The sequence below is a fragment of the Bartonella sp. HY038 genome, from assembly GCF_014117425.1.
Classification (GTDB): Bacteria; Pseudomonadota; Alphaproteobacteria; order Rhizobiales; family Rhizobiaceae; genus HY038.
In genome coordinates this window covers 2,285,228-2,312,227 of sequence record NZ_CP059725.1, presented here as the reverse complement: position 1 = coordinate 2,312,227, position 27,000 = coordinate 2,285,228, and the positions used below count along the sequence as shown (strand labels likewise).

Annotated in this window: 25 protein-coding genes; 15 read left to right on the top strand and 10 right to left on the bottom strand. The window is 39.9% G+C overall.

The window, feature by feature from the left end; genetic code table 11:
- The first annotated feature begins 11 nt into the window (after positions 1-11).
- The 3 genes from H3299_RS10060 to H3299_RS10050 are packed head-to-tail and all read left to right on the top strand — an operon-like array spanning position 12 to position 2,174.
- Positions 12-1,019, top strand: coding sequence for an iron ABC transporter permease (locus H3299_RS10060; RefSeq protein WP_210276098.1), 1,008 nt, complete (start codon positions 12-14; stop codon positions 1,017-1,019).
- Positions 1,020-1,796, top strand: a complete 777-nt coding sequence (locus H3299_RS10055; RefSeq protein ID WP_182417535.1) for an ABC transporter ATP-binding protein — start codon at positions 1,020-1,022, stop codon at positions 1,794-1,796. It abuts the gene before it with no gap.
- Positions 1,797-1,826: 30 nt separating this feature from the next.
- Entirely contained in the window at positions 1,827-2,174 is a 348-nt protein-coding gene (locus H3299_RS10050; protein WP_182417534.1) for a hypothetical protein, read from the top strand.
- Between the two features lie 23 nt (positions 2,175-2,197).
- Here the strand turns inward: H3299_RS10050 and H3299_RS10045 are convergent, their stop codons facing one another.
- The 5 genes from H3299_RS10045 to H3299_RS10025 all read right to left on the bottom strand — a co-directional run bounded on the left by H3299_RS10045 (position 2,198) and on the right by H3299_RS10025 (position 6,230).
- The gene (locus H3299_RS10045) at positions 2,198-3,517 is read right to left on the bottom strand and encodes an FAD-binding oxidoreductase (RefSeq protein WP_182417533.1); all 1,320 of its coding nucleotides are present in this window, start codon (positions 3,515-3,517) and stop codon (positions 2,198-2,200) included.
- Positions 3,518-3,636: 119 nt separating this feature from the next.
- Positions 3,637-3,849, bottom strand: coding sequence for a helix-turn-helix transcriptional regulator (locus H3299_RS10040; RefSeq protein ID WP_182417532.1), 213 nt, complete (start codon positions 3,847-3,849; stop codon positions 3,637-3,639).
- A 2-nt stretch (positions 3,850-3,851) separates the two neighbouring features.
- Complete coding sequence (locus tag H3299_RS10035; RefSeq protein WP_182417531.1) at positions 3,852-4,430, bottom strand: DUF2975 domain-containing protein; 579 nt, start codon at positions 4,428-4,430, stop codon at positions 3,852-3,854.
- Positions 4,431-4,856: 426 nt separating this feature from the next.
- A complete protein-coding gene (locus H3299_RS10030) occupies positions 4,857-5,066 on the bottom strand; it encodes a cold-shock protein (protein WP_182417530.1) in 210 nt (69 codons plus the stop codon).
- 384 nt (positions 5,067-5,450) lie between these two features.
- Positions 5,451-6,230 carry an acetoin reductase gene (locus tag H3299_RS10025; protein WP_182417529.1) on the bottom strand — a complete coding sequence of 260 codons (780 nt, stop codon included), beginning with the start codon at positions 6,228-6,230 and terminating at the stop codon, positions 5,451-5,453.
- 410 nt (positions 6,231-6,640) lie between these two features.
- On the opposite strand from H3299_RS10025, the gene H3299_RS10020 reads away from it, so the two are divergent.
- The 7 genes from H3299_RS10020 (at position 6,641) to bioB (ending at position 15,175) form a co-directional block, all read left to right on the top strand.
- Complete coding sequence (locus H3299_RS10020) at positions 6,641-8,185, top strand: glycosyltransferase family 39 protein (RefSeq protein ID WP_182417528.1); 1,545 nt, start codon at positions 6,641-6,643, stop codon at positions 8,183-8,185.
- Positions 8,186-8,229: 44 nt separating this feature from the next.
- Positions 8,230-9,003, top strand: a complete 774-nt coding sequence (tam, locus tag H3299_RS10015) for a trans-aconitate 2-methyltransferase (protein ID WP_182417527.1) — start codon at positions 8,230-8,232, stop codon at positions 9,001-9,003.
- A gap of 15 nt (positions 9,004-9,018) precedes the next feature.
- Entirely contained in the window at positions 9,019-10,005 is a 987-nt protein-coding gene (locus tag H3299_RS10010; RefSeq protein WP_182417526.1) for a TraB/GumN family protein, read from the top strand.
- Positions 10,006-10,215: 210 nt separating this feature from the next.
- Positions 10,216-11,868: an electron transfer flavoprotein-ubiquinone oxidoreductase gene (locus H3299_RS10005; protein ID WP_182417525.1), complete on the top strand. Its 1,653-nt coding sequence runs from the start codon at positions 10,216-10,218 to the stop codon at positions 11,866-11,868.
- Between the two features lie 842 nt (positions 11,869-12,710).
- Complete coding sequence (locus tag H3299_RS10000; protein ID WP_182417524.1) at positions 12,711-13,460, top strand: carbonic anhydrase; 750 nt, start codon at positions 12,711-12,713, stop codon at positions 13,458-13,460.
- Between the two features lie 183 nt (positions 13,461-13,643).
- Positions 13,644-14,198 (top strand): biotin transporter BioY, encoded by a 555-nt coding sequence (locus H3299_RS09995; protein WP_182417523.1) that lies wholly within the window; start codon positions 13,644-13,646, stop codon positions 14,196-14,198.
- Positions 14,195-15,175 (top strand): biotin synthase BioB, encoded by a 981-nt coding sequence (bioB, locus tag H3299_RS09990; RefSeq protein WP_182417522.1) that lies wholly within the window; start codon positions 14,195-14,197, stop codon positions 15,173-15,175. The genes H3299_RS09995 and bioB overlap by 4 nt, the downstream gene beginning before the upstream one ends.
- 731 nt (positions 15,176-15,906) lie before the next feature.
- On the opposite strand, the gene H3299_RS09985 is transcribed toward bioB, so the two are convergent.
- On the bottom strand, positions 15,907-16,467 hold the full coding sequence (locus H3299_RS09985) for an ActR/PrrA/RegA family redox response regulator transcription factor (RefSeq protein WP_182417521.1): 561 nt from the start codon (positions 16,465-16,467) through the stop codon (positions 15,907-15,909).
- 243 nt (positions 16,468-16,710) lie between these two features.
- Positions 16,711-17,997, bottom strand: coding sequence for an ActS/PrrB/RegB family redox-sensitive histidine kinase (locus tag H3299_RS09980; protein ID WP_182417520.1), 1,287 nt, complete (start codon positions 17,995-17,997; stop codon positions 16,711-16,713).
- 294 nt (positions 17,998-18,291) lie between these two features.
- On the opposite strand from H3299_RS09980, the gene H3299_RS09975 reads away from it, so the two are divergent.
- The 5 genes from H3299_RS09975 to H3299_RS09955 all read left to right on the top strand — a co-directional run bounded on the left by H3299_RS09975 (position 18,292) and on the right by H3299_RS09955 (position 24,036).
- Positions 18,292-19,404: an S-(hydroxymethyl)glutathione dehydrogenase/class III alcohol dehydrogenase gene (locus H3299_RS09975; protein WP_182417519.1), complete on the top strand. Its 1,113-nt coding sequence runs from the start codon at positions 18,292-18,294 to the stop codon at positions 19,402-19,404.
- Between the two features lie 36 nt (positions 19,405-19,440).
- Complete coding sequence (fghA, locus tag H3299_RS09970) at positions 19,441-20,283, top strand: S-formylglutathione hydrolase (protein ID WP_182417518.1); 843 nt, start codon at positions 19,441-19,443, stop codon at positions 20,281-20,283.
- Positions 20,284-20,387: 104 nt separating this feature from the next.
- Positions 20,388-21,491 (top strand): redox-regulated ATPase YchF, encoded by a 1,104-nt coding sequence (gene ychF / locus H3299_RS09965; protein WP_182417517.1) that lies wholly within the window; start codon positions 20,388-20,390, stop codon positions 21,489-21,491.
- A 158-nt stretch (positions 21,492-21,649) separates the two neighbouring features.
- Complete coding sequence (locus H3299_RS09960) at positions 21,650-22,957, top strand: aminotransferase class V-fold PLP-dependent enzyme (RefSeq protein ID WP_210276096.1); 1,308 nt, start codon at positions 21,650-21,652, stop codon at positions 22,955-22,957.
- Positions 22,958-23,112: 155 nt separating this feature from the next.
- Entirely contained in the window at positions 23,113-24,036 is a 924-nt protein-coding gene (locus H3299_RS09955; protein WP_182417516.1) for a YiiG family protein, read from the top strand.
- A 153-nt stretch (positions 24,037-24,189) separates the two neighbouring features.
- On the opposite strand, the gene H3299_RS09950 is transcribed toward H3299_RS09955, so the two are convergent.
- The 3 genes from H3299_RS09950 to H3299_RS09940 all read right to left on the bottom strand — a co-directional run bounded on the left by H3299_RS09950 (position 24,190) and on the right by H3299_RS09940 (position 26,999).
- Positions 24,190-24,759, bottom strand: coding sequence for an adenine phosphoribosyltransferase (locus H3299_RS09950; protein ID WP_182417515.1), 570 nt, complete (start codon positions 24,757-24,759; stop codon positions 24,190-24,192).
- Between the two features lie 126 nt (positions 24,760-24,885).
- On the bottom strand, positions 24,886-25,743 hold the full coding sequence (locus H3299_RS09945) for a cytochrome c1 (protein ID WP_182417514.1): 858 nt from the start codon (positions 25,741-25,743) through the stop codon (positions 24,886-24,888).
- The gene (locus H3299_RS09940; RefSeq protein WP_182417513.1) at positions 25,737-26,999 is read right to left on the bottom strand and encodes a cytochrome b N-terminal domain-containing protein; all 1,263 of its coding nucleotides are present in this window, start codon (positions 26,997-26,999) and stop codon (positions 25,737-25,739) included. The genes H3299_RS09945 and H3299_RS09940 overlap by 7 nt, the downstream gene beginning before the upstream one ends.
- Position 27,000 lies beyond the last annotated feature (1 nt).

Sequence of the window (27,000 nt, the reverse complement as noted above, 5' to 3'; positions counted from 1 at the left end):
TTTAAATTGTCGTGAAAATTTTTATAAATTGGCTTATTTACGCCATTCTACCTCTATCATTATTTATCATAGCATTGATGATGGGGCGATTTTTTATCGCCCCTGAAGCTATTGTAAAGACCTTAGCTGCCCATATTTTTGGGGTTGAGGTTGATGTTCCCGCCCGCGTGCAATCGATTATTATTGATACGCGCTTGCCGCGCATATTTGGCGCAATGCTAGTTGGTGCAGCCCTTGCTCTTTCAGGTAGTTGCTATCAGGGCGTGTTTCGCAATCCCTTGGTATCTTCTTTCACATTGGGCGTATCTGCTGGTGCTGGCTTTGGTGCAGCTCTTGCCATTTTACTTTTTGCCAATAATTGGATGGTGCCGCTTAGTGCCTTTGCCTTTGCCTCGCTTGCGGTTCTTTGTTGCTTTGGTATAAGTCGCCTTTACCGTTCATATAATATTTTGATTTTGATTTTAAGCGGCATTATTGTTGGTTCAGTGTTTACGGCTTTATTAGCTTTAGTAAAATACACCGCCGACCCATTTTCAAAATTACCAGTGATTGAATATTGGTTGCTTGGTTCGCTTGCTTCCATTGGCAATAGCGATGTAATCATTATTGCAACAATGATGATCCCAGCCGCATTTATTTTAATATTGTTGCGTTGGCGATTAAATATTTTAGCTATGGGTGATGAAACAGCACGCCAATTGGGCATTAATCCGGCACTTTATCGTTTTATCTATATCGCTGCTGCGACTCTTATTGCCGCTGCGGCTGTTTCTGTAAGCGGTATTATTGGCTGGGTTGGTTTGGTTATTCCTCATATTACCCGTATTATTATTGGCCCAGATTTTAGAAAGCTTATCCCCGCATCAATTGCAATTGGCGCATGCTTTTTGTTAATTATTGATAGCCTATCACGCTCGCTCACTTCGATTGAAATTCCATTAGGCATTTTAACAGCACTGGTTGGTGCGCCAATTTTTCTTATTTTATTGCGACGTAATAGCTTGGGGTGGAATTCTTAAATGTTGGAAACGCGTCATCTTTCATTTTGCTATCAAGGGCAAAAACACAATATTTTTTCCGATATTTCTATTACCGTTAAGCCAGCAGAAGTTTTAGCAGTTCTTGGCCCTAATGGTGTTGGAAAATCAACCTTTCTACGCACGCTCATAGGCTATGAAAAGGCCGCCGCTGGTGGCTCTTATCTTGGCGGCAATGCCTTAGCGCGTTTAAGCTATAAGGATATAGCGCAAAAAATTGCTTATATACCCCAACAAAGCAGTGTTTCTTTCGCGTTTTTGGTGCGCACGATTATTGAAATGGGCATTTCGCCCCATTTATCGACTTTTCAAACACCTGATACAAGTACCGGTGAAGAGGTTGAAAATGCCGCACGGCTGTTAAAAATTAGCCACCTGCTTGATAAGCCAATTAACGAGATTAGTGGCGGTGAGCAGCAACTTGTCTATATAGCGCGCGCTTTGTTGCAAAAAACGCAATTTATCATCATGGATGAGCCAACAGCCCATCTTGATTTTGCCAATCAAGCGCGATTTTTAACCCTTGTATCGCATTTGTCAAAAAATGGTATTGCGCTTATTTTTTCAACCCATATACCAGACCATGCCTATTGTGTTGCTGATAAAGTGCTATTATTGCAACCAAATGATCACCATTTTTATGGTACTGCACAAGAGGTTATGACCAACGAAAATCTTTCAAATGCTTATCAAATAGATATTGAAAGCTTTGATTATAAAAACCGACATTTATTCATTGTTGGCAATGAAGCGCGATAATTGAAGATGAAAATTGTGGCGATAGAGTATTTGGGTGAAGATGAAGCAGACGTAATAATCAGTGATGGGAATTTTTCTTGCTGTGCCTTTGCTCATCCTTTCAACCAGAATTTAGGCGACATCATATCAACGCCACTCCTACCGCTTGATGTGATAGGCTTAATGCGTGCGTGTGATAAAAACTTTTGTATAAAGCAGCATGAGCAAAATCCCCATTCCTATTACTATGATATTGTTGGAATTATTTTAATAAGCCAAAAAACTATCATGGTAAAAGTGGGAGATATTATATTTGATCTATCTGACGCAGATATTCCCAAGGATATCTGCCACGGTGAAATGGTTGAATTTACTGTTTCCCGCATAGATCTAGAGTAAATAAGTTAAAGTAGGAGGCAAAGCTAACATTCAAGCCCGGCTGATTTTCGCGCCCACCATAAAGTAAGATCAGCGCCAAGGCTTAAAAATGGCTCCGGTGGATTGCTTGATGGGCCATCAGAATTTAACAAGAAATCAATGAGCTTGTTTTTTTCACCTTTAATATGGTCAGCGAGCAAAGTACCAAGCCCCGTGGATTTGGTAAGTCCTAAGCCATTACAGCCAGAAATTGCAAAAATATTCTTATCCAAATTGCCAAAAAAGCTTTTTTGATTGCGCGTTATGGCAATGCCGCCACCCCAAAAATATTCAAATTCCACATTCCCAAGCATTGCAAAGCGATTTTTAAAGGATTGTTGAATATTTTTCTTTGCTTTTTCAAGCATGTTTTTACGTGGCAAGGCCTTTGGGTTGAATGTAACTGTATTGCGCAGCAATAAACGATTATCGACAGTGCGCCGCAACGTTGTACCGCTAGGGTCAGCTGGAATAATTCCCCAATAATCCTTGCCGCCAAGCAATTCTTGCTCATGTGTGGTTAATGGGCGCGTTAGGCCGGCATAGGTAAACATCGGTAAAATGCGGTTTTTTAAAAAACCAAATTGTGGAACAAAACAATTATTGGCTAAAATAAGATTATCAGTAATGATTTTGCCATTGGCATGATGAAGGGTTATTTGGGCACCTTTTTCAAAACCAGTAATTGGCGTATTTTCAAAAAGCTTGATATTATTTGGTAAGGAGTTGGCTAAGCCTTTTACAAGGGCAGCAGGCTGCACCAAGCGTGTGCCCTTGGTGTAAATTGCCTTTTTATAAAAACCCGTGCCAATATGATCTTGAAGCTGCGGTCCTTCAATAATTTCAAATTCTTCGCCCATTTTTTCAAGGCCACGGCTATAAGATTCTAGAATATTAACGCCTTTTGGCTCCACCGCTGCTTGATACTTGCCGGCATGGCGCAAGTCGCAGGCAATGCCATTGTCTTTAATAATGTTTTCTAACACATTAATGGCAAGAAGATTAATTTTTTGATTGATCTTGGCAACGGTCAAATCACCAATATAGTCAGGTGCTGTAACGTCATGGGGTAAATCAATCATAAAGCCAGAATTGCGGCCAGATGAGCCGAAACTAACGCTTTGCGCGTCAAGGAGTAAAATTTCATCATTTGGAAAATGCATGGCAAGTTGGCGGGCTATGGCAAGTCCAGCAACACCTGCACCAATAATAGCAAAGCGGGTTAGCGATGTACCTTGATGGCTAGGTTTTGCAGTGCGGGGGTCGCTCAAGTGAAACCATCCGCAGCTATTATCATCATTGGGCGTTGGTGTTGTCTTTAACATGATTGGCTCATTTTTGGTAAATTGCGCTATTATCAGTTAGGTAATAGGTGAAATCAAAACTAATATCTACATAAAATAGCGTATAAAAAAGGCGAGTTTAAATCACGCCTTTTATAAATTTATAGTTCTTCGCTCGCATATTCAAGCAAATCTGCCGGCTGACATTGCAAGACCATGCAAATTGCTTCAAGCGTGGAGAAACGAATGGCTTTCACCTTGCCAGATTTCAGCAAGGACAAGTTGGCTTCCGTAATGCCTATTGCTTGCGCGAGTTCATTGGAGCGCATTTTGCGTTTAGCAAGCATGACATCTAGTCTAACAATAATCGCCATGGTTAAACTGTATGCTGTTGTTCATCGGCCATTTTTTCAGCGAGCTGCATGACGTGAACCAGTGGCAACATAACAATGCCTGTTAGAATTGGAAAAAGATTGCTTGAGCCAAAGCCGACTACAATTAGTCTATCGCCATTATTGTTGAAAGCAGTCAAAGCTAGGGCCATGATAGGCTCGCTTAAAAATAAGCAAATGCCATAGGCAATAAATGCGAAGGCAACATGTTTAAATATTTGAACATGTGCTTTGGTAAATAATAACCCTTGTGCATAAAGCTTTAAAAGTTTGCGTAACAACCAAAAACCATAAAAGATTGGGGCGGAAAATAAAAGGTTTACGACGAGCGCCATTAATCTTACCGTAAATTCAGGGCCGTTAATGATGATTTCACTAGAATTTGGTAATCCCGTATTGATGCTATTCGTGGTAGAAAGCCAATCTTGAGCAATTTGAGAAAGGGGCGTAAAAACCCAATAATACACCATGAACAAAATAAATAAGACTAACATGATGTCGAGCGTAATTCGGCTTGGTTTGGTATTAATCGCATTCTTGTTTGGTTGGGTCTGGAAAGACATGATATTCTCCTATGGATGCCCTCATCTAGTAGAATATCATATTTTTATCGATAAACAATAATTATTATTTATTTTACGAAAAATTTTTATAGGTCATGTGGTAGGCAAACCATTTTTTTCTATGATTTTGTTCTTATATCTAAGTTCAAAATGACTGAAATGAACTTGGGGTAGCTCTTTTGGTAAAACGGGGGAAGATATAAAGAGTATGTTGGACGTATCTTATGTTAAAAGCAGCGCGGAAGGTTGCAGATTTGATATTGCTTCTTTGTATAGTGAAAGCTGCTTTTGCTTGAGGAGAAGTAATTGTTTAGTGGGTAAATGGTGTTTGCAATCAAGCTTAGAACCATTGCATTGCGCGACAGACAAATAAAAAAGGCCGGATAAATCCGACCTTTCTAAAAAAGCAATTAATCTTTTAAAAGATTAAGCAGCTGTAAGGTTACAAGCTGACATTTTGCCTGAACGCTTGTCGCGCTGTAATTCGAAGCCAATTTTCTGGCCTTCATCAAGCTTACGAAGACCTGATTGTTCAACAGCTGAAATGTGAACAAATACATCTGCGCCACCATCATCTGGTTGAATGAAGCCGAAACCCTTGGTTGAATTAAACCATTTAACTGTGCCTGTGGTCATAATAAACCCTTTCATAGCAATAGAAGATATTGCGGAAACCGCATGTTTTGGCGAAGTTTTTGAGAGGGAGAATTAAAGGCATAGTTTTAGGCGCAGAAATTATAGCTCATATAAAAAGTTCGTTGTGTTGCACAATAATTGAAATTCAAATCATTGTCAAACAAGATATTTATTTAATATCAAATTAAATATATTATATAATCTATAAAAATAATTTTAAAAATATTACTATATTTTTAATTTTGTTTTTGTATTTATTAGTAAAAGCTTAAAATGTAAAAATAATTAAATTTATGTTCCTAGCTCCCAAATAAAGCACCTATAAAAATATACATATAGATGCTTTATTGTTTTTTTAAAAAATTATATACTATTGGCTAAGCTTTAGCGATAAACAATGCCACCATCGGTTAGTATGGATTGGCCGGTGATATAATCTGAATCGCTACTTGCTAAAAATGATACGAGATTCGCCACATCATCAGGAGTTTGAGCCCGCCCCAAGGCAATGCCTTCGACATATTTTTTATAAGTGGCGCCAACCGGTGCGCCAGTAAGGTCGGCAAAGCGTTGGTCTATCTCTGCCCACATATCGGTGCCTACAATGCCAGGGCAATAGGAGTTTACGGTAATGCCAGATCGCGCATATTCTTTGGCGGCAGATTGGGTGAGCGCGCGAACAGCAAATTTGGTTGCAGAATATGCCCCAAGCATTTCAAATCCATCATGGCCAGCAATAGAGGAGGCATTAATGATTTTACCCTTTTGTTTACGGGAAATGAATTTTTTTGCAGCCGCTTGAATGCCCCATAATACACCTTCGACATTAATGCGTAGGATGCGCTCAACTTCTTGTTCAGTGATATCAGCAATTGGGGTTACTTGCGCGATGCCGGCATTATTGACAATAACATCAAAGCCACCAAGTTCGCTTTCTGCTTTGTCGATTGCTGCATAAATGTTATCACGATTAGAAACATCAGCCGTTATCGCAATGGCCTTTTTACCTAATGCTTCAACTTCCTTAGCGACTTCAGCAATTTTGTCGGCCTTTAGATCAACAAGGGCAAGATTAAAGCCATCTTTTGCTAAGCGTAAAGCAATCGCTCGGCCAATTCCTTGACCTGCACCAGTAACAAATGCAACTTTCGATTTATCTGTCATGTTATTTCCCTTTACTGTTGTTGAAATGAATAGATCTAATTTTTAAGTGACGCTTATGGTGCAAAATTTTAAAGTTCTTTACTCCCCATGAAAACACCATATTATTCGGTCATTCATTGCATTATTCATACAATTGAACAGCAAAACTGAAAAACCTTATAATAGACATAGGTGGAGGCAGATTTAATTGTAAGGGAGGTGAAAAAATAAATCGTATTTTCAATGATTTAGTATATTAAGTGATTTAAATATTGTTTTTTAGCATCGCCAACTCTTTGGTAACTATCTTAACTTATTTGATAGTTTAAAATTTATTGATTAAGTGGTTTGTTATAAGTGTCATTTTTGTTGAATATGATATCGCGTATTGGCAAGGATAATTTTTTTGAAAATGAAAAAAGGCGTATGTGATGAGTAAGGATAGCATCATTGTGGATGATCACCAAAGGCCACGAGAGGCTGAATTTTGTGGAAATAGGTTCGCATTTTTGGCGCTGATTTTCATTATTGGGTATTTCTTATTTGAAGCGCTATTTGTAAGCTTTATTTCAAATGGTGCAGGCCTTGATGATGCAGAGCAATTAGCCAATATCAGTTTTTTTGATTGGGGTTATGGTGGTTCACAGCCGCCGCTTTATACATGGCTTTTAATTGGTCTCACATCAGTTTTCGGCACGCATTTTATTGTTCTGCAATTCGTTAAATTTACTATTCTTGCTAGCCTTTTTTTATCCGTCTATTTTGGGTTGCGCAATTTAAAAGTGCAGCCATTAGTTGCTGCAAGTGCAATGCTTGGTATATTTTTATTGCCGCAAATTGCTTGGGAATCACAGCGTGCTTTGTCTCATTCAGTGCTTGGCACCGCAAGTTGTGGTTGGGTGTTTTGGGCGATGACGCGATATTTTCAACGCCAAAGCATTATTAATGCAATTTTAGTTGGTTGTTGTATTGCTATATCAGTCCTTGGTAAATTTAATGATATTATCTTTATTGTTGCAATTTTGATGGCTTTTTTAAGCTTCGCACAGGGTAGGAAATGGCTTTTTCAGCTAAAAACGGTTTTGATTTTTATGACCGCAGCAATATTATTATTTAAGCCATTAAGCTGGATTTTAAACCATTTTCATGCAACGTTAGAGCGTTCAAATAAATTTGGCGTAGTTAGTCAACATAGTTTTATTGTGAAACGCTTTTTAGGTGCAGAGGAGCTCATCCATGCCGTTCTTGCCTTTGGTGGGTTGGCTTTTATCGTTGCGCTGGTTGTTTATCTTTTTAATACACCCACACAAAAAGGGCGTGATTATACGGAAACAGAAAAATTTGCGGTAAAGTTTATCGGCAGGGTTTTGGCTTTTGGCTTATTGATTGTCTTCATTTCAATAATTTTAAGTGGCGCTACACAGGTTAAAGATCGATGGATGCAGCCAGTTCTCATTCTTTGCCCTGCTTATTTCGCTCTTGTGCTTTTTTATTATACTCGGAAAAATCGTGCCTTAATATCATATGGGGTTTGTGGTATCATTGTAGCACTTGTTGTGCCAATTGTTTTGTTTTTTGCTCTTCATATGGGAAGCGGTCGACATTTGCCACTAGGTTTGCTTGACTATAATCAATTATATGAGACAATTGAAAAGGAAGGCCCAATTGCAACGATTGTGTCGCCTAATACGAAATATGCAGGCAATTTACGACTTTATAATCCCGACATGAAAGTCGTTCATAATGAGACGGTGAATGCTGAGCAGCGCTTACAATTTCCGCTATTAATACTTGATGATAAAGATGCCGATAAACTGAAAGATCCAGTAGCATATGGAGAAGCGTTTAAAGGTTCTTTGGGGGAATATATTTATCATTTAACCTATAAAGCAGGTCTTAAAGCTAAGACGATTAAAATCGCCTATAAAGGACATCCCGATCAGTTCAAAATATTTAGGTACTTTTATATTCCATAAGTTTTTTGATTTAGCGGTGGCAGTGTTTTTTTAAAGGGTAGAAAATGAAAGACTGGTCAGCCAATCAATATTTAATGTTTAATGATGAGCGAAGCCGGCCAGCGCGCGATCTCATCAGTGCGATTTCCAGGCATGATGAAATAGCAATAAAAAATATTGTTGATATTGGTTGCGGGCCGGGCAATTCTACCGAGCTATTGCAGTATTATTGGCCAAAGGCGAGAATATCTGGGTTTGATAATTCGCCTGATATGATTGCCAAGGCTAAAAGTCGGCTGCCTCAAATTCATTTTGAAATAGGCGATATTGAAAGCTGGAATGTGCCGCTAGATACTGACTTACTTTTTTCCAATGCGGTGTTTCAATGGTTGCCTAATCATATAGCGCAATTACAACGCCTATCTGGTGAAATGAAAAATGGTGCCATTCTTGCCGTTCAAATGCCAGATAACTTAAATGAACCAATCCATCAGGCGATGATTGATGTCGCACAAGATCCGCGTTGGTGTAGTCGCATTGGTAATATTGCACGCGACAAATTAGAAGATACTGGTGTTTATTATGATGCTTTGGCGCCTTTAGCATGTCACATTGATCTTTGGCATAGTATTTACAATCATGTTATGGACGGACACCAAGCAATTGTTGATTGGGTAAAGGGTGCAGCCCTGCGCCCTTTCTTAGCGCCATTGAATGATACTGAAAAAGAAATATTTTTAATTTTTTATCTTGATCGGATAAAAAAATCCTATCCTGTGCAAAAGGATGGCAAGATCTTACTGCGCTTTCCTCGCTTTTTTATTGTGCTTAAGAAGTAAAAGGTTTTGACTAAAATGTTTAGAAAATTATTGGCATTGGTCACTTTATTAGCCCTATTTGGATTTAGCAATTTTGCTTTCGCTCAAAATATGATGTGCGGCAAAGATTTGCGTGATACGTTTGATGCGCAAACCTTGCAACAGATAGAAGAAGCCGCTAGCAAAATTAAAAATGGCGATAGCCGTTTTTGGAAAATTGAAAAAGACGGCATTGAGCCATCGTATTTATTGGGCACAATGCATGCTGGTGATGCCAGAATTGTCAAGATGACATCTGCTGAACAGGCAGCCTTTGATAAATCATCGCGGGTAGCTTTGGAGTTGATTGATATAGGCGATGAAACCGGCGGTAATCTGCTTAATACTATTCTGGCAAATAGTAAGTTGCTAATGTATGAGGGAGATAATAGTGTTAAGGCGCAAATGACAGAGGAGCAATTTCAAAAGTTTGATGCCGCCTTAAGGCAACGCGGTATTGCCTATTCTACAGTCAATCATATGCGGCCTTGGTTTTTTACCATGCTTTTTATCTTGCCTGACTGTCCGCAAACAGGTGGTGTGGCTTTCGATGCGCAAATTGAACTAAATGCGCAACATGCTGGTAAAGAATTACTTGGCCTTGAAACGATAGAAGAGCAATTGGTGGCTTTGTCATCCTTGCCGGAGCGCGTATCTATTGCAGCAATTATAGAAGCTATTGAAAATAAAGATCTCTTAAAAGATATTTTTACCACGATGGGTGAGCTTTATGTTGAGGGGAAAATATCGATGATCAATTCTCTATCAGACTATTTGGATGAAGAGGGGCTAACGGTTGCCAATATGCACGAATATGAAGCCGTTTTGATCGATAAGCGCAACGCTGTGATGGCGCAACGCGCCGAACCATTGCTTAAAAGTGGTAATAGCTTTATTGCTGTTGGAGCTATGCATCTTATTGGAGATACAGGATTGGTGGAAGCTTTTCGAAAAATGGGTTATCAAGTGACTGCTTTGAAATAGCCAATGCTTAGGTTATTAGCTTAAATAATAGAAATATGATATTGTAAAAAATGGCTAGGGTTCTTTAGCCACTGTTTTCGGGGCTTAATATTTGTAACCGCTTTGGAGTTTTTTAAGTAAGAGCGTGATAATCTTTGCTTGATATTAGAGAGGCAGGAAGTTATTAGAATAAATATAAATTAAATTTCAGTGGTATGGGTTGGACGTAATATGGACGCGCAAGAGCGGGAAAGTATGGAATTTGATGTTGTCATTGTTGGGGCAGGGCCAGCTGGTCTTGCGGCATCAATACGTTTAAAACAAATCAATCCTGATCTTAATATTGTTGTTCTTGAAAAAGGCGCTGAAGTTGGTGCCCATATTCTTTCTGGCGCGGTAGTTGATCCTATTGGTATCGATGCGCTGCTGCCCAATTGGCGTGAAGATGCGAGCCACCCTTTTAAAACTGCGGTAACTGATGATGTGTTTTTTGATTTAACCGCAACTAAGGCAAAGACAGTACCAGCATTTATGTTGCCAAAGCTTACTTCTAATCACGGTAATTATATCGTATCGCTAGGTAATGTTTGTCGCTGGCTTGCTGAGCAGGCTGAAGCACTAGGCGTTGATATTTATCCCGGCTTTGCTGCTGTTGATGTTGTTTTTGATGATAATGGCGCCGTCAAAGGTGTAATTACTGGTGATATGGGAATTGAGCGCGATGGTACTCAAGGGCCTAATTATACGCCTGGCATGGCATTGCTCGGCAAATATGTATTAATTGGCGAAGGCGCGCGCGGCTCTTTAGCTAAGCGATTGATTAGCCATTTTGATCTTCAGCAGGGGCGTGATCCGCAAAAATTTGGCATTGGCATTAAAGAGCTTTGGGAAGTTGCCCCTGAAAAGCATAAGGCAGGGCTCGTGCAGCATAGTGCTGGGTGGCCATTGGATAATCAAACCGGTGGCGGATCTTTTCTGTATCATTTGGAAGATAATCAGGTGGCAGTTGGCTTTGTCGTCCACCTTAATTATAAAAACCCTTATTTGTCACCCTTTGAAGAATTCCAGCGTTTTAAAACCCACCCAGCCATTGCACCACTTTTTGAAGGTGCTAAGCGTATTGCTTATGGCGCACGCGTTATTACCGAAGGTGGCTGGCAATCCGTGCCAAAGCTGACTTTTGCGGGCGGCGCACTTATTGGCTGTTCTGCCGGATTTGTAAATGTGCCGCGCATTAAAGGTTCGCATAATGCTGTATTATCGGGGCTTTATGCTGCTAATCATATTGCACAAGCAATAGCTGAAGGTAGGGCACAGGACGAAGTTGTAGAAATTGAAAATGAATGGCGGCAAAGTGCAATAGGTAAGGATCTTTATCCTGTGCGCAATTTTAAGCCGCTTTGGTCAAAATTTGGTAGCAAGCTTGGGGTTGCGCTGGGTGGTTTTGATTTGTGGTGCCAGCAATTATTAAAATTTTCAATTTTTGGCACGCTGTCACACGGCAAGGCTGATTATGCTTGTTTAGAGCCTGCCGAAAAGCACCAAAAAATCGACTATCCAAAGCCTGATAATGTGTTGACTTTTGATCGCTTGTCTTCAGTCTTTTTGTCCAATACCAATCATGAGGAAGATCAGCCTTGCCATTTAAAATTGGCATCATTGGACGTGCAAGAAGCGTCTGAATTGAGCAAATATGCAGGCCCATCAACGCGCTATTGTCCTGCCGGTGTTTATGAATGGGTGGAAAAAGATGGTAAGGAAACCTATGTCATTAATGCCCAAAATTGTGTGCATTGCAAAACTTGTGATATCAAAGATCCAAATCAAAATATTAACTGGACATGTCCGCAAGGCGGTGAAGGGCCAGTTTATCCTAATATGTAAGTTTTAATGGATCAAGTTGCTGACGTTAGACAGGGGAAGCGTTTTGGGTGATCACCTGGAACTATCCATCACTTTTTCAAATATACCGCTTTGTTTGTAATGCGTGATATGTTTAAGATTCTTAAATCTCGCCGATGTTTTTTTAAAAACTATATAGCTTTGCGCTTAAATGCTTAAAATAAAAATCTCTGTTTGCATATTCAGTAATATATTTGTGATTGCTTGCATATTAGAATAATTAAATGTGAACCAATTTCCTGCTAAAATTGCAGAGCTTTGTCTTGCTTTTTAAGCAATATGCTCAAATTGTGTTCTTACTTTAATTGGGCTCGTTTGTGATAGTTATAGACATATTATTGATTTTATTTAATGAATAGTATTTTAAAAAGGTTTACTGTTATTTTTTTTGTTTGGATTCCTAAAATTTGCTTAAAATATGGCTAAAATTAGTAAAGCATTTTTTGCAGGTTTTTACTTTCAATTTGTTAAACATTGTTATTTGCAATTTATTTTTTTTGAGATTAACCAGTACTCATTAAAGTGTTTTACTTGTCATAGGTATTTTAAATTAAACTTGTCAAATATAGTTATGTTTTTTGTTTGGGCTTGATGGTAGTTGAGCGAAATTAAATTAATACGGGCTGCTGATTGCTTGAAAAAATGTCTAACGGGTTTGGTTTAACATAAAAGTGATGTGCATTTTAATCACTAGCGAATTCGGGCAAATTGTCTTTTGTAAGTGCTGCGCTAGGTAACAATAATAAACATCTTATCTGAAATAATTAGCATTTTGGTGTGATGTAAAAATTCAAATTCATATTTATATGCATAAGGGCGTTATTATGAAAAAAATTAAAACTCTCATTCTTTCTAGTGTTTTCTCTCTCTCATTGGTTTGTGTAGCTTCTGCTGGCGTGCATTGGGGCTATGAAGGAGCCGAGGGACCTGAATATTGGGGTGATTTGGCGCCAGAATACGCACAATGTAAGATTGGTAAAAATCAGTCGCCGATTGATATTCAAGAAATTCATGAAAGTAGCGAAAAAAACCCAATTAAGATCCATTATGAAATTACTGCTGATGAATTGGTAAATAATGGTCATACAATTCAAGTTTCCCCAAAAAATGCTGATGATTATTTGACTTTCAAGGGTGAAAAATACTTCCTTAAGCAATTCCATTTCCACGTACCAAGTGAAAATACAATTTTGAAGCGTTCCTTCCCATTGGAAGCACATTTTGTGCATGCTACGAAAGAAGGTAAATTGCTTGTTCTAGCCGTAATGTTCAATGAAGGTGAAGAAAGTAAATCATTTAAACAAATTCTCTCTAGCATTCCTGAAGAACACGACAAAACTGTTGATGTTGGTGAGGAAATTGATTTGGATGATATGATCCCAAATACGGAACATTATTATCATTTCGATGGTTCTTTAACGACACCTCCTTGCAGTGAAGGTGTAACTTGGATCGTGCTTAAAGATACTAAAACAATCGGAAAAGACCAGGTTGAAGCTTTAGCAAAAATCTTAAAGCATCATAATAATCGTCCTATTCAACCTTTGAATGATCGTAAGGTTGATGAAAACTAATTAGTTTTATCTTTATAAATAATGACTTGACGTGGCGGAATGAAAATTCATTCCGCCATTTTTTTATATTGAATAAAATTATAGATAAAATTAAAATAAATATACTATATTGATTTAATTTGTCTGATTAGTGTAAGATGTAAGTGAGAATCATGCAAAATTATAGATAAAATAGAGATTAATATGAAAACAGCGCTTTCTACACTATCGCTCACCCAAATTAGCCTTAAACATGTTGTGGCTTTTGTTGCTGGTTTGGCGGCACTTATTATTTCATCAAAAATTCAAATTCCATTTTGGCCAATTCCAATGTCTATGCAGGTAGCTGTCGTCTTTTCATTGGGTTTATTAGGGGGTGGGCGTTATGCATTTTTGACATTAATGGCATTTTTAACTATTGGTGCAGCTGGATTTCCAGTCTTTGCCAATTCACCGGAGCGAGGGCTAGGTCTTGCCTATATTCTTGGTCCAAGCGGTGGTTATCTTATTGGTTTTGTTATTGCTGGTACGCTTATCGGCTATATGCGTAACTTGTCCCTATACAAAGTCATATTAGGTGCAATTGCACTATTATTGGTTATCTATTTTTTGGGCACCTTATGGCTTTCTCTTTATGTGCCAGCTAACCAATTGCTATATGTTGGTGTATTTCCTTTTGTTTTGAGTGATTTTTTAAAGCTTACTTTGGCTATTGGACTTTGGTATGGTGTAAAAAATATTAAGGTGCGAAGCAAATGAGCAACTATACTGCAAGTTTGCGCTATGATTGGACAATAGCAGAAATTGAAGCACTTTATTGCCTGCCTTTACTGGAGCTTTTGAGTAAGGCAAATGATGTACACCGCCAATATCATCCAAAAGCCGAAATACAGATGGCGAGCCTTTTGTCGATTAAAACCGGCGGTTGTCCTGAAAATTGCGCTTATTGTTCGCAATCTGCACATCATAAGGAAACCGAACTTACTCGTGATAAGTTAATGCAGCCACAAAAAGTAATAGAGCTCGCACTGTTAGCCAAACAAGCAGGCGCATCGCGATTTTGCTTAGCAGCAGCTTGGCGGCAAGTCAAAGATGGTCCTGAATTTGACGCAGTGCTTGAAATGGTGCGAGGCATTCGGCATTTGGGCATGGAGGCTTGCGTCACGCTTGGTATGTTAAAGCCCCATCATGCAAAAAAATTGAAACAGGCCGGCCTTACTGCTTATAATCATAATATTGATACAAGTCCGCAATTTTATAGCAATATTATTACCACCAGAACATTTGACGACCGTTTGCAAACCTTACAATATTTGCGTGATGAACAAATTGAACTTTGCTGCGGCGGGATTATTGGTCTTGGCGAAACTATAAAAGATCGCTCTTCGATGTTGCAGGTATTAGCACGGCTTTATCCGCACCCTGAAAGCGTGCCGATAAATGCATTAGTGCCTATTATCGGCACGCCTTTGCAAAATCAAAAAACAGTGGATTCGCTTGAGCATATTCGCATGATTGCAACGGCGCGGATCATTATGCCAAAGTCTGTCATTCGTCTAGCGGCAGGTCGCTCGTTACTTAATAAAGAGGCACAAATCTTATGCTTTCTTGCTGGGGCAAATTCGCTTTTTTATGGCGAGAAACTTTTGACAACACCTAATAATCAAGAAGACGAGGATCGGGGTTTCTTAAAAGCACTGGCGGCGATTAAACCGAAAGCGCAAGCATTGGTCTAAAAGGTAGGAGAGTTTTTATGAAGTAAAATATTAAAACCTTCTGCCCTTTATTATGGCGGTTTCAACTTTATCCTCTTTAGGTGTTGGCTTTGGCATTAAATAATCTTAAGCCTTACACACTTCATAGCAAGATAAAGGATTATATGTCCTTCATTCTGGTAGGCGAAAAATATCAGTAGGGTTGGCGCGGCTTATTTGCCGTTGCAGGCCGTGAAGCATATTATAAGGATTTGGCTGGTAGTGTCCGTGTCAATTTAAATGCCAGTGATAAATTATCCCTTTGGTTAATAGTTGGCTATAAATCTGAAGCTATCATTATCGTATTGATAATTCCTATCAACCATGCATCATTGATGGAGAATTATTTATTGGCATTTTATTGCCTTAATGAAAGAATTTATAGCGATTGGGGGCAAATGGTCGATATAGAGGATCGGTGCATATAAGATTGATGAAAAACGTCTTTTAAATTATGATGGGGCAAATAGCTTCGCGACATTGGCCAATCTCATATATAAAACTGTGCCAAACTTACTCATCAATCCAGTAATTAATTATATTTCTTGGGAAAACAATCACCACTTGCATAATTATGTAGTTTTAATGAAAGGTAAAAGTGCCTTTCACTGCATGTTAAAGATGCAACGCTTTTTTACGCAATTAGTTTCAAATAAAGCGGGTAATGGTTTTTGAATAGTATTATCCGCTTTATTATGTTTTAATTTATTTGCCTATTTGGGTGCATGTTTGGCTAAAATACGCTGCAATGTCCGCCGATGCATATTAAGGCGGCGTGCGGTTTCAGACACATTACGGTCGCACATTTCATAAACCCGTTGAATATGTTCCCAGCGCACACGATCTGCTGACATTGGATTTTCTGGAATGGTTGCCTTTTGTCCCGGCAATCGGGTCAAGGCTTCAAAAACTTCATCAGCATCAGCGGGCTTAGCCAAATAATCAATTGCCCCCAGTTTAACTGCATTAACTGCAGAAGCAATATTGCCAAAGCCGGTTAAAACAATAACCCGTGTTTGGGCGCTGTAATTGCGCATTTCCTCGATAACGTCCATACCGTTACCGTCAGTTAACTTGAGATCGATAACTGCAAAATCTGGTGCCGCATTGGCGTGAAGCATGGTAATGGCGTCACGAACAGTTTCAACTGCGGTAACGATAAAACCACGGGCTTCCATGGCTCGTGCCAATCTTTGTAAAAAAGGACGATCATCATCTACTAAGAGGAGTGTTTTTCCAACAACCAAGTTTTCTTCTTCTTGGTCTTCCCGCATATTTATATCCATCTCTTACCCAATAAAACTTGTGTCGTTTTATGCACAAGCTAAAAAAGTTGTTGCCTATGCCCCTTTATCGCCAAGACTTGTTTCTGTGTCAAACCTTAAAATTAAAACTGCTTTAGTTAAAGCTTTTAAATGTTATAAAATGTTGATTAATGTTTTTTAGTCTGTGTATTTTAATATTATCATCAATGATATCGATCATTGATGATTTAAATGTTTCAATCATATAGCCGATCAACTCAATGCTGATCGTGGCCATAAAATTTTGATTTCGGCACCAAGTGCAGAGTCTGGATTATTTCGAAATTCAAGCATAGCGCCTGAGCGTTCAAGCAAGGTTTTGGCAATAAATAAACCAAGACCAAGGCCTCCACCATGGCTATCAGTTTCGCGGCTGGTGGTATATGGCTCGCCAATACGGTCAATAATATGAGGTGGAAAGCCCATGCCGTCATCGGTAATAATGATCTCTACGTCTTTATTAGTCCATTTATAATTGATGATAACTCTGCTGCGGGCAAAATCCACCGCATTTTCAACTAAGTTGCCAATACCATATAAAATACCAGGGTTGCGGGCAATTTCAGGCTCCTTATCGTTAGAGCCAATATTGGTTACTATAATATCAATGTCAAAGTCACGCAGTGGTGCTACAGCTTCCTCAATTGCTGAGGTAAGTTTTAATACAGCAAAATGATCTGGGGTTTCAGTCGAGAGGCTAGTAAGGCGCTGCAATATTTCACGGCATCTTTGGCTTTGGCTAATAAGTAGTGCAACATCTTCTTGCACTGTTGCATCATTTTTTAATTGAATACTTAATTCTTTGGCGACGAGCTGAATGGTTGCAAGCGGTGTGCCAAGCTCATGGGCCGCCGCCGCCGCAATGCCATCTAAAGCCGAAAGGTGCTTTTCTTGTAATAAAATTAGCTCTGTATCCGTCAATGCATCGGCAAGTTTGCGCGCTTCTTCGGCAACGCGGAAGGAGTAAAAAGTGGTAAAAGTTAATGATGATATGATAGCTGCCCAAACGCCCACAATGAACAATGGTGGTAATTCTAATGCTGTTCCTTGGTACCAAGGTAAGGGTAGGTATTTGACAGCTAAAAGCGTTGCGCAGCCTATGACAAAAAGGTTGAGTAAGACGATAAAGCGCACTTCAAGAGAAGTTGCAGCAAGAGCTGCAGGGGCGATCATCAATACAGAAAATGGATTTTGCAAACCGCCAGTAAAAAATAATAAAATCGATAATAATGCAATATCAAGTCCTAATAATAAGGTCGTGCCTATTGGAGATAAACGATGATTGGGTGGATAATAAAAATTGAGAAAAATATTGACCAATGCCGAAAAAGCGATTGTCACCATTGCTGCCCTTAAGGGTAGGGGAAAGCCAAAATAAAGGGCAACAAACAACACTGAAGATGTTTGGCAAATGATAGCAAGCCATCTTATGCGGACAAGAGTAACAAGGCGTAAAAGGCGAGAATGATTGGATGCGCGTTCAAAAATTTGACTATACATGGCTGCCTTAACCCCTTACATGAATATGTTCATAGACGGTATTCTATTTGCCTTTGTCAAGAGACTAGCAAAGCCGCTATCAAATATGGTCGAATTTTCTACTAAAAAACGCCGAATAAATTAGGCATGGAAAATAAATTATAAAGAGAGCATTTAATAAGGCTAAGGAATCGCATAATCTTGAATTATTATAAATTATTGGGTTGGTACATTTTAACAAGGTATTCGTAAACCCACTAGCTTCAAATCTAAAGTGCAAGCTGAAGCGCAAATATCAAATTAATGGAGTAGACAATGAAAACACGTGCTGCAGTTGCTTGGGAAGCTAAAAAACCCCTTACCATTGAAACCATCGAGATTGGTGGGCCAAAGGCTGGTGAGGTTCTTGTCGAGATTATGGCAACAGGCGTTTGCCATACCGATGCTTATACGCTTTCTGGGCTTGATTCTGAAGGACGGTTCCCAGCCATTCTTGGTCATGAAGGCGCTGGTATTGTGCGCGAAATTGGTGCAGGTGTCACATCAGTAAAAGTGGGCGATCATGTTATCCCACTTTATACGCCGGAATGCCGTGGCTGCAAAACTTGCCTTTCGCAACGCTCAAACCTTTGCACATCAATTCGCTCTACCCAAGGTTTGGGGCTAATGCCTGATGAAACATCGCGCTTTTCTTGTGATGGCGGTGAAATTTTTCATTATATGGGGTGCTCAACTTTTTCTAATTTTACCGTTTTGCCAGAAATAGCCGTTGCAAAAGTGCGTGAAGATGCGCCTTTTGACAAGATTTGCTATATTGGTTGCGGCGTTACCACTGGTATTGGCGCGGTTGTTTATACAGGTAAGGTTTGGCCAGGAGCCAATGTTGTGGTCTTTGGGCTTGGCGGCATTGGTCTTAACGTCATTCAAGGTGCGCGTATGGTTGGCGCCGATAAAATTATTGGTGTTGATTTAAATCCATCAAAAGTTGAGCTTGCTAAAAAATTTGGCATGACCCATTTTATCAACCCTAATGATGTTGGCCGCGATAAGGTGGTTGAAGCTATTCAAGATATTACCGGCGGCGGCGCAGATTTTTCTTTTGAGTGTATCGGCAATGTTCATACTATGCGCCAAGCATTGGAATGTTGTCATCGCGGCTGGGGTGAAGCTATTATTATTGGCGTTGCGCCATCAGGTTCAGAAATTTCAACTCGCCCTTTCCAATTAGTGACGGGGCGCGTGTGGAAAGGTTCAGCCTTTGGTGGTGCAAGAGGGCGCACCGATGTGCCAAAGATTGTTGATTGGTATATGGAAGGCAAGATTGATATTGACAGTCTTATCACGCATACCATGCCGCTTGATGAGATTAATACCGCTTTTGACCTGATGCATGAAGGAAAATCAATCCGCTCGGTTATTCTTTATTAAAAATTCTATTGCCCAAAATATAAAAAGGTAAGCCAGATGGAAATAGTTTCACAAGCCCTTAGCTTTGGTGGTATTCAAGGCGTCTATCGGCATAAGTCTTTGGTTAATCATTGCGATATGACTTTTGCTTTATTTATGCCGCCACAAACTAAAAATTCTAAAGTCAAGGTGCCTTTGTTATGGTTTCTATCAGGGCTTACCTGCAGCCACCAAAATGTTATGGACAAGGGCGAATATCGGCGTTTGGCCGCCGAGCTTGGGGTTGCAATAATTTGCCCTGATACCAGTCCGCGTGGTGATGATGTGCCCGATGAACCTTATAATTGGCAATTTGGTAAGGGCGCTGGTTTTTATGTTGATGCGCTAGAGACGCCTTTTACCAAAAACTATAATATGTATTCCTATATTGTCGAGGAATTGCCTGCATTCGTTGCAGAAAATTTTGCTATTGATATGCATCATCAATCAATTATGGGACACTCAATGGGTGGCCATGGCGCGATGATGATTGCACTTAAAAACCCTTTGCGTTTTAAGTCGGTTTCAGCTTTTGCGCCGATCGTTAACCCGTCAACCTCTGATTGGTCTATTGGCGCTTTTAAAAAATACCTTGGAGAGGACAGTGCAAAATGGCGGAGCTATGATAGTGTATGCTTGATTGAAGATGGCGCGCGGCTCGATAATTTGCTGATCGATCAAGGCAGTAAAGATAGCTTTCTTGAAAAAGGTTTGAAGCCGAAATTATTGCTTGAAGCATGTGAAAAGGCAAATATGCCACTTACTTTAAACATGCGTGAAGGCTATGACCATTCATATTTCTTCATTTCAACTTTTATGGATAATCATTTACGTTATCATTTTAACTTTTTAAATTCGTAGTCGTTTTTTCAAGCCTAAAAGCTAAAATTTTTCTTGGTGGTAAAAATTGAAAAATATGCTATAGGCAAGAAATAATTTTCAAAAAAACAGGATTAGCGCAAACCATGGGTTTCAAATGTGGTATTGTTGGCTTGCCAAATGTTGGCAAATCAACCCTTTTCAATGCTTTAACCAAAACAGCAGCGGCTCAGGCCGCCAATTATCCTTTTTGCACCATTGAGCCAAACACTGGCGAAGTTGCTGTGCCAGATCCACGGATGCGCCAAATTGCTGCTATTGCTGGTTCAAAGGAAATCATTCCAACTCGGATTAATTTCGTAGATATTGCGGGCCTTGTTCGCGGTGCATCCAAGGGCGAAGGTCTTGGTAACCAGTTTCTTGCCAATATTCGTGAAGTCGATGCGATTGTTCATGTGCTGCGCTGCTTTGAAGATGATGATATTACCCATGTTGAGGGGCGTATTGATCCTGTATCTGATGCGGCAACGGTTGAAACAGAATTGATGCTTTCCGATCTTGAAAGCCTAGAGCGCCGTGTCGCGGCAATGCGCAAAAAAGCAGCAAGCAAAGATAAAGAAGCATTAAGTGTTTTGCCTATGATGGAAGAAGCATTAACGCTTTTACAAGAGGGTAAACCTGTTCGCTTGCTCTTGAAGGGTATTGCTGCTGATGATCGCGCAATTCTTGATGGCCTTAATCTTTTAACTTCAAAACCAGTGCTTTATGTCTGCAATGTTGCAGAAAGCGATGCGGCGACAGGTAATGAGTTTTCTAAAGCCGTTGATGAAATGGCTAAGGAGCAAGGGGCGGAATCGGTGATTATTTCTGCGGCGATTGAAGCAGAAGTTGCCCAATTGCCTGATGAAGAAGCTGGTGAATATTTGGATGCTATGGGCTTGACCGAGCCAGGGCTTGATCGCCTTATCCGTGCTGGTTATCATCTACTGGATCTCATCACCTATTTTACTTGTGGCCCAAAAGAAACTCGTGCTTGGACAATTAAACGCGGTACTAAAGCACCGCAAGCAGCTGGTGTTATCCATAGTGATTTTGAACGCGGCTTCATTCGTGCGCAAACCATTGCCTTTAATGATTATGTAACCCTTGGTGGTGAAGTACCAGCAAAAGAAGCCGGTAAAGCGCGTGATGAGGGTAAGGAATATGTGGTACAGGACGGCGATGTCATGCTGTTCCGCCATAATACTTAAATACTTTCAATCAACACGCCTTTGATGAAATCAAAGGCGTGTTGTATTGTCAAATAAAGGTCATAAGTCTTTAATGCCAATGACATAAAACAATGGCACTGCCTTTTATCAAATAGCACTAAGCCTTTTTGCATCTTTTCATTGCAGCTGGCTTAAATATGCAAGATAAAGAGGCAGCAATGACATTAAAAAGACGGCAATTTTTAATTGGATCAGTTCTTGGTTCAACTTTAGCAAGTAGCCTTGTTTCAAAGGTAAGTTTTGCACAAAATAAGCCAAATATTCCCGAAAGTAGTAGTTCTTCTTCAGCACAAAATTGGGTTGATCTTTATGACGTAGATCGTTCACTTGCCAATTTGGAAAATGCCTATTGGGGCATTATGGCAAAGCCAGTGCTTGAACGCTTTATTGAAGAAACAAAACGCGTTAATTTTCAAAATACAATCTATGCTCGCTCAAGTTTTGGTGCAGATATGAAAGCATCATTACAATCGGTAGCGGAACTGGCTGGGGTTGGCGATGATGAAATTGCTTTCACACGCGGCGCAACAGAGGCGCTGCAAATTTTAATTTCAGGCTATAATAAGTTAGAGCCAGGCGACGAAGTACTTTATAGCGACCTTGATTATGACTCTATGCAATATGCTTTTAATTGGCTTCAGCAAAGGCGCGGCGTTAGTGTTAAGCGCTTTGCTATTCCAGAACCTGCAAGCTATGAGTTAATTCTTGATACCTATAGAAATATTTTGGAAAATAGCCCCAAGGCAAAGCTATTACTATTAACCCATTTATCTCATCGTACAGGTCTTGTTATGCCCGTTCGGGAAATCGTTGAGATGGCAAGGGCCAAAAATGTTGATGTCATTGTTGATGCTGCTCACTCATGGGGACAACTTAATTTTAATATTGATGATCTTGGTGCTGATTTTGTTGGCTGTAATTTACATAAATGGATTGGTAGCCCGGTTGGGGTAGGATTTTTCTATGTACGCCGCTCACGATTAGATGCAATTGATACTCATCTTGCGGATGGTGATTGGCCAAGTGACAATATCAGATCTCGTATTCACACCGGCACGCTGAATTTTGCAACTATATTAACTGTACCGACAGCTGTTGATCTTCATAAAAAAATTGGTGTCGTAAAAAAGCAAGCGCATTTGCAAAAGATGCGAAATCGCTGGGTCGATGCTTTACAGGAAAATAAGTTCATAGAAATTTTAACCCCCAATGATCCGCGCCTTTATGGTGGTATCACTTCGTTTCGCATCAAAGGAAAAACATCCAAGGAAGATAATAATGCAATTGTTAAGCAATTGCGGGATGAATTTTCAGTTTTAACCGTGCGGCGCGGCGGTGTTGCTAAGGGGGATTGTATCCGCGTTGCACCTGCACTCTATACTACAAATCGTGAGATAGATCAATTTATATTAGCTATAAATAATATTACTGATCAATATAAATAGTATTGAAGTTGTATAAAAATTTGCAATTTGTATAAAATCGTGGGTAAATTTTATGGCTTACCATTTTCTATTGATATTTTATTATAAAAATATTTAATACTAACTGACGTAATCTAAATTTTTTTTGAAGTAACAATTGAGCATAGGACCTAAATATGAAGAAATTTATACGCCAAGTTTTTGTCGCTTTGTGTTTTACTGGCGCATTAAGCTGTAGCTTTGTCGGTAGCGTTTTTGCACAAACGCAAGAAGAAGCAAGTGAGGGTGTTGACCGCGCAGGAGTTGCCAAAACAAATGCCTATGTTTCGTTGCTTAACCGCACTTTGCGTGCCAATGAATCGCTTAATTTTTACAAAAGTTGGGTTGATATGAAAGTTGGGCCTACGGGGAAAGAGCGTCATATTTATGGTAATTATCCAACCTATGATGTGAAGAGCCTCATCGAGTCTGCGCGTGCTAAGATTGATGCAGAACCTGCAATGCCTGAACTTGATAAAGCCGTTGCAGCTTATATCGAGGTTTATGAAAAATTAGCGCCTGTTCTTAACAAAGCCTATAAATATTATGAGCGCCAAGATTATAAGTCAGATAAAATGGCTGGCGGTAAAGAATATCACAAGGTAATTGCTGAGCTAGATCCTCTTTATACACAAACCTTGAGTGATTTTGAAAAGGCATTGAATGTTGAAAAGGATAAGCTTGACCTTGCGCTATTAGACCAGATTGAAAAGCAAGAAGGCAAAAAAGACGCTTGGCATAAGCAAAATGTCATGTTGCGTGCGCATCATGTTATGGATTTATTGCCAAGCAATGAGACACCGATTGTCGATATGAAAGAATTTAATGCTGCAATGGAAAAATATGGCACTGCAGTTAAAGATATGGATGATTACACCGCCGAAAATCCAAGCGCATTGATGGGGTTTGAAGTATTCCCAAGCCAATTACTTGGCAGCCTACGCACTGTGCAAGAAGTGTTGGCTAAAAATAAAGGCGATGGTCGTAAAGGCGGCGTACCTCAAGCGCTGCAAATGCTTACAACGACTTATAACACTATGGTGACGTTGTCTTCAATGTAAGCCAATTATGCTGCATTGAAAGTAAACCACATCATGGTCAATTTTAATGGCAATAAAGCTATAACCTTTATTGCCATTTTTATTTTGTTTGATTGCAAATGAAATTATAAGATGAATTGTGCTGTTGATAGGGATAGACTATTCAATTTCGATTTAAGCATCATCAAAGCTCATCAAGGTGCAGACATCAACACCAAGATTGCGCAATTTTTCTGCGCCGCCAAGCTCTGGTAAATCAATAACAAAACAAGCTGCTACCACTTCCGCCTCCAATTGGTGCAATAACTGTACGGCTGCAACGGCTGTGCCGCCAGTGGCGATTAAATCATCAACCAAAACCACTTTTTCACCGGGGCGTATCGCATCGCGGTGCATTTCCATTTCATCAACACCATATTCAAGACTATAGGCGATGTGCACTTTATTAAAGGGAAGTTTTCCTTTTTTGCGAATAGGTACAAAACCCGCCGATAATTGGTAAGCCATAGCCCCACCGATAATAAAGCCACGGGCTTCAATGCCAGCAACCTTGTCAATTTTTGTACCAACAAATGGATAAACCATCGCATCCATAGCAAGGCGAAAGGCACGCGCATCACCTAAAAGAGTCGTAATATCACGAAAGACAACGCCGGGCTTTGGATAGTCTCGAATTGCGCGAATGGAAGGGCGCAAAACTTCAGTCAAATTGGCATTATTTAAATCAAAAGGATGATCGCTCACGGTTTTCCGCCCTTTAAAACTAGAATTTTAGACATGTTTCTTTATGAATGCATTTTATCAAGTTAAAGCATAGTTATCAAATTTAGCAAGATCAGCTATAAATGTGCAATCCAATTCAATAAAACGCTATTTCTTCTCAGCCCAAATACGTCTCTTGCTATAATAGGCAAGTCCAGCAAACATGATTAGAAAGACAATGACGCGAAAGCCAGTTTTCTTGCGTTGTTCCATATGCGGGTCAGATGCCCACATCAAAAAAGCTGAAACATCTTTGGCATATTGATCAAGGGTTTGTGGGCTGCCATCTTCATAAACAACACTATCATCATAAAGCGGCTGCGACATGGCGATGGCATCGCTTGCATTAAAATAGGGGTTATAATAGGTGCCCTCAGTAATCTCATGGCCGCTAGGCGCATCGCTATAGCCAGTAAGAAGCGCGTAAATATAATCAGGACCGGCAGAGGTGTAATTGGTAAAAACATCGCCGATAAAGCCGGGGAAGGGGGCAGGTACGGCTCTTGCCCGTGCCATTAACGACAAATCAGCCGGTACTGCTCCATTATTGGCAAAAGCGGCTAGCTTATCATTGGCGAATGGTTTGGGGAAATAATCAACCGGTTGGGCAGGGCGCATTTTAATCTCGCCTTCCTCATCGGGTTCGCTAGGTACTTCATAGCCTGCTGCTAATACTTTAATTTTTTCATCATCAAGGCCAATGCCTTTTAAATGACGGAAAGACACAAATTTTAAAGAATGGCAAACCGAGCAAACTTCTTGATAGACCTTAAAGCCGCGTTGTAACTGATTTTTGTCATAAACACCAAAGGGGCCGGAAAAGCTCCACTCTTGTTTTACTGGTTGCTCTATCGGATAGTGAGGGACGGCTTCATTATCTGAACTGTAACTTATGCTTGCATTGAGAGATAGGCCAAGAATAGCAAAGGCAAGGGTAATAGTTTTCTTGATTGATAATTTTACCATAGGCTTTTCCCCCGTTCTTTACGCACAGCAAGATCAGCCGTGATAGAGGCTGGAAGCGGTAAAGTTTTTTCAAAACGCGGTAAAAATGGCATAATAATTAAAAAGAAAACAAAATAATAGGCAGTACCAATTTGCGCCCATAAAATATAAATATCTTCAACAGATCGCGTACCAAGCCAGCCAAGCATAATGACATCAGCAATAAATAGCCAAAAGAACAATTTGAAAATAGGGCGATAGCGACATGAGCGTATTTTAGAGCGATCAAGCCATGGCACAAATATTAATACGCCAACTGAGCCAAATAACACTAAAACGCCGCCAAGGGTTGAGTTGATTGGGCCAAAGTCAAAAGTTATGGCGCGCAACATCGCATAAAAGGGCAAAAAATACCATTCAGGCTGAATATGTGGCGAGCTTTTAAGCGGATCAGCCTCAATGAAATTATCAGGATGGCCAAGATAATCCGGCATATAAAAAAGAAACCATGCAAAAAATATTAAAAATACGCTAATCGCAAAAATATCTTTTATCATTGCAAAGGGAGTAAAAGGTACAGTTTCATCGGGCTTTTGAACCTCAACACCTGTTGGGTTATTTTGCCCAACAACATGGATAGCCCAAACATGAAGACAAACTAACAAAAGCAAAATAAACGGAAAAAGATAATGCAAAGCGTAAAAACGGTTTAATGTTGGTTGCCCAAGACTATAGCCGCCCAAAATGGTTTCATAAAGCCAATCTCCAATAAAAGGTATTGCTTTGAAAAAATTGGTTATGACGCTTGCAGCTGAAACCGACATTTGACCCCAAACCAGTACATAGCCAAGAAAGGCAGTCGCCATCATCACAAAATAGATCAGCACACCCAAAATCCAAACAATTTCACGCGGCCGTTTATGCGAACCATAATAAAGACCGCGAGCAAGATGGATATAGGCGGCAATAAAGAAAAATGATGCGCCAACCCCATGCCAAGGACCAAATAGCCAACCAAATTGCCCATCACGCATGAAACGCTCACGCGATTCAAAGGCAATAGCCACATCTGGCACATAATGCATAGCCATGACAATGCCGGTTAATATTTGCGAAACGAGCATTAGGCTTAAAATGCCGCCGAAGGTGTAAAAATAATTCAAATTGCGTGGTACAGGAAAAGAGACGGCTAGATCATGCATCATGCGCATTACAGGCAAGCGCTCATCCATAAACTGGCCTAATTTGGTTTTGGGGGTATAGCTTGATTTTTTCATA